Consider the following 3,184-nt stretch of genomic DNA (forward strand, 5'->3'; position numbering starts at 1 on the left):
GGCCGGGGCGACCCGGCCGGCCCGGCCCGTCGTAGGGGTGGGCGGCGGTGGGGCCGCCGCCGAGCTGACCATGCTGCGGCCGGTGCCGAACTGGCCATGGCGGGTCCGGTGCACGACGACCATGGTGGGCCCCGCCCGTCGTAGGAGCCGGTGGCGGTGGCAGTGGGCCCACGGCCGGAGCCTGCCGGGGCGGGGGCGCCCTGGAGTCGATGGGCGTCCCTGCCCGGCCGGCCTCCACTCGCTCAGCCCCTGGGCGTCCTCAGCGCCGCCCCTATGTGCGCCGCCGCCGTCGACAAGTGGCGTCGGGCGTCGCGCAGTTGCTCCTCCGTCACCCCGTGGTCGCGGGCCGCGTCGCGGATGTCGTCGCGGAAGCGGTCCAGGAGGCGGTCGAGATCGCGGGCGGGGTCGCCCGTGGAGTCCTCGTGGGCCCAGGAGGGTTCGTACTCGGCGGGGAAGTCCTCAGGGGTGACCGTGTAGTCGGGCTCCCTTGTCCCGGCCCCGGCGCCGGCCCCAGTCCCGGCGCCTGCTCCCGTCCCCGCCCCCTTTCCTGTTCCGGGTCGGCCGAAGCCGAAGTCCTTTCCGAACTCGCCGAATTCCTTGGCCAGTTCGGTGATGCCCTCGCGCATGCCCGTCGGCCAGTCGCCCCGGGTGAAGTGGTCCTGCACCTGGTCCTGGACGCGCTTGGCGATGCGCTGGAGCTCCTCCTGGGCCTGCGCCCGCGCCCGCTCCTGCGCCTCCTTGGCCTGGTGGCGTGCCCGCTGGGCATCCTCGCGGGCCCGCCGGCTCTCGTCCTTGGCGCGCCGGGCCTGCTCCTTCCACTCCTGCTTGACGCGGCGCATCTCCTCCTTCGCGATACGCCACGCCTCCTTGTCGCCGTAGTCCGTGAAGTCCCCGTGGGCACCCTCGTGTTCGGCGCGCTCCCCCTTGGCGCCCGCTCCCGTGGAACTCCGCCGTGCCTCGCTCGCCGCCGCCCGCATCTCCCGGCGCAGATCACCCGCCGCGCCGCGCACATCGGCACGGATCTCGGCGGCGAGCTCGGCGACCGACTCGCGGATCTCCAGCTCCAGATCGGCCAGTTCACCGCTGCGGTCGGCCAGCTCGGCCCGGCCCGCGTCCGTGATCGCGTACACCTTCCGGCCGCCCTCGCTGGTGTGCGTGACCAGACCCTCGGCCTCCAGCTTGGACAGCCGGGGGTACACGGTGCCGGCCGACGGTGCGTACAGCCCCTGGAAGCGCTCCTCCAGGAGGCGGATCACCTCGTAGCCGTGGCGCGGTGCCTCGTCCAGGAGCTTCAGCAGGTAGAGCCGCAGGCGGCCATGGGCAAAGACGGGAGCCATGTCAGAGCCCCTTCTCGTGGGTCGGGTCGTCGGTGACGCCGGCGTCGGAATGCCCGGTGGGGCCGGAGTCGGGACCGGAATCGGGGCCTGCGTCGGAGGCCGCGCCGAGGGTCGGGGACTCGGCGGGTCCGTCCGTCGGTGGGGCGCCCGGTCCGGCACCGACGTGACCGCCGGGCACCGTGTCCTCGGGCACCGCGCTGTGCCCCTTGCCGTGCTCGGACCCGGCTCCAACAGGAACCGCGTCCTCCGGCTCATCCTCCCCGAAGTCCGTCCCCTTCTTGAAATCCACTCCCTCGTCCCATGGTTCGTCCTCCGAAGGTGGGCGTCGCAGCAGGGCGATGGAGCCCGAGACGGTGGTCGCCTTCAGCCGGCCGTTCCCCGCGCCCAGCCTGCCCGTGATCTTCTTGGCGCCCCACTGGCCGCCGACCCGCAGGTCCTCGAAGGCGCTGGAGACCGTGCCGCTCGCCGAGTCCACCTGGACCTCCGCGTCGGCCGGATGCGGCAGGCGGATCGCGATCTCGCCCGAGATGCTGGTCAGGCTGATGTCGCTGGGCCGCCCCGCCGGGTCGAGGTCGACGATCACGGAACCGCTGACCGACTCGACCCGCACGGAGGGGCTGGAGCCCTCGATGACGGTCAGGTCGCCGGAGACGGAGTTGAGCCGGAGGTCGCCGGTGAGGGCCTGTACCTCCACATTCCCCGACACCGTGTCCGCGCGCACCGGGCCGGAGAGACCCACGAGTGTCGTGTCGCCGGAGATGCCCTTCACCACCGCGCGCCCGTCGACACCGGAGATCACGGCGGTGGCGCCGACCACTCCGACCTCGACGCGCGTGCGTGCCGGAACGGCCAGGGAGACCACCGCGCTGCGGCGCCAGCCCTTGCGGTCGAGCCATTTGAGGAAGCCCTTCCAGGGCAGGTCCTCGTAGGCGACCGTGAGCGTGCCGTTCTCATGGGTCACCACCAGCGGTGGTCCCTCTATCGAGGACACTTCGAGCCTGGTGGAACCCTCGTCGACCCCCACGACGTTCACCGTTCCATTGGCGATGCGCACATGGAGGGCCGACACCGGGTCGTCGAACGTGAGCTTGCCGGGCTCTGTGACGGACCACTCGGACATGGTGCTGACCTCCTCGGCCGGGGCGGGACACGACGCGCCATATCGCGTCTTCCAATAGACACGATATATCGCGGATCCGCGAAGTCAAGGCACTCGTTCTGGTGATCCAGGGGGCATTAATCGACCTAAAGACTAATAATCTGGGCGCATGTCGCCCCATGAACCGGAGATTCCGCAGGCGCCCGCGCCTCCCGACCGGGCGGCCGGTGCCCTGCTGCTCTGCCGCGCCGAACCCGAGGCCGTCGGCCCCGTCGCCCGGCTGCTGCGCGAGCGCATGCTGCTCGCCCGGGCAGGCTCGCGGTGGAGCGTGCTGGTTCCCGAGGGGAAGCCCTGGCTGCACGGCGGCGAACCGGTCGGCCGCGTCCTCACCGGCTGGGCCACCGCTCTGGCCGTCGGCGCCCCCTGGCCCGTACTCGCCCTGTGGTGGGACGCCGACCACGGCGGCTGCATCCTCGCCGCAGGCTTCCGCCGTCCGGTCGGCTACGAGTGGCTCGCCAACGGCACACCCGTGGGTGAGGCCGAGGCCATGCGCGCCCTCGCCGCCCGCCTCGGCCTCGACCCGGTTCTGGACCTGCAGTCCCTCGACGGCCTCACGAAACCCGACCCGGATGCCGACGCCCGGGCCCGTCTGCGCGGCCTGCTCGCCGTCCTCACGCGTGCGGGTGTCGCCCTCCCCGCCGGGCTCACCCCGGGCGAACCCGCCGAGCGCCTCCGCGAGGCGGCCCGC

General features: G+C 72.8%; 3 protein-coding genes. 1 reads left to right on the forward strand and 2 read right to left on the reverse strand.

Annotated features, from left to right (window positions below; all coding sequences use genetic code 11):
• Positions 1-242: 242 nt before the first annotated feature.
• Both O3Q52_RS51060 and O3Q52_RS51065 read right to left on the reverse strand, forming a co-directional pair.
• Positions 243-1,337: a PadR family transcriptional regulator gene (locus tag O3Q52_RS51060; protein WP_269655236.1), complete on the reverse strand. Its 1,095-nt coding sequence runs from the start codon at positions 1,335-1,337 to the stop codon at positions 243-245.
• 1 nt (position 1,338) lies between these two features.
• Positions 1,339-2,457: a DUF4097 family beta strand repeat-containing protein gene (locus O3Q52_RS51065; protein WP_269655237.1), complete on the reverse strand. Its 1,119-nt coding sequence runs from the start codon at positions 2,455-2,457 to the stop codon at positions 1,339-1,341.
• A gap of 148 nt (positions 2,458-2,605) precedes the next feature.
• On the opposite strand from O3Q52_RS51065, the gene O3Q52_RS51070 reads away from it, so the two are divergent.
• On the forward strand, positions 2,606-3,184 hold a 579-nt coding region (locus O3Q52_RS51070), incomplete at its 3' end, for a hypothetical protein (protein ID WP_269655238.1).

The organism is Streptomyces sp. ActVer, from assembly GCF_027270795.1.
Taxonomy (GTDB): domain Bacteria; phylum Actinomycetota; class Actinomycetes; order Streptomycetales; family Streptomycetaceae; genus Streptomyces; species Streptomyces umbrinus_A.

What these genes read in the sequence shown, in the direction of transcription:
- O3Q52_RS51060 (WP_269655236.1), bottom strand. Translation starts at nt 1,337, where the DNA reads ATGGCTCCCGTCTTTGCCCATGGCCGCCTGCGGCTCTACCTGCTGAAG.
- O3Q52_RS51065 (WP_269655237.1), bottom strand. Translation starts at nt 2,457, where the DNA reads ATGTCCGAGTGGTCCGTCACAGAGCCCGGCAAGCTCACGTTCGACGAC.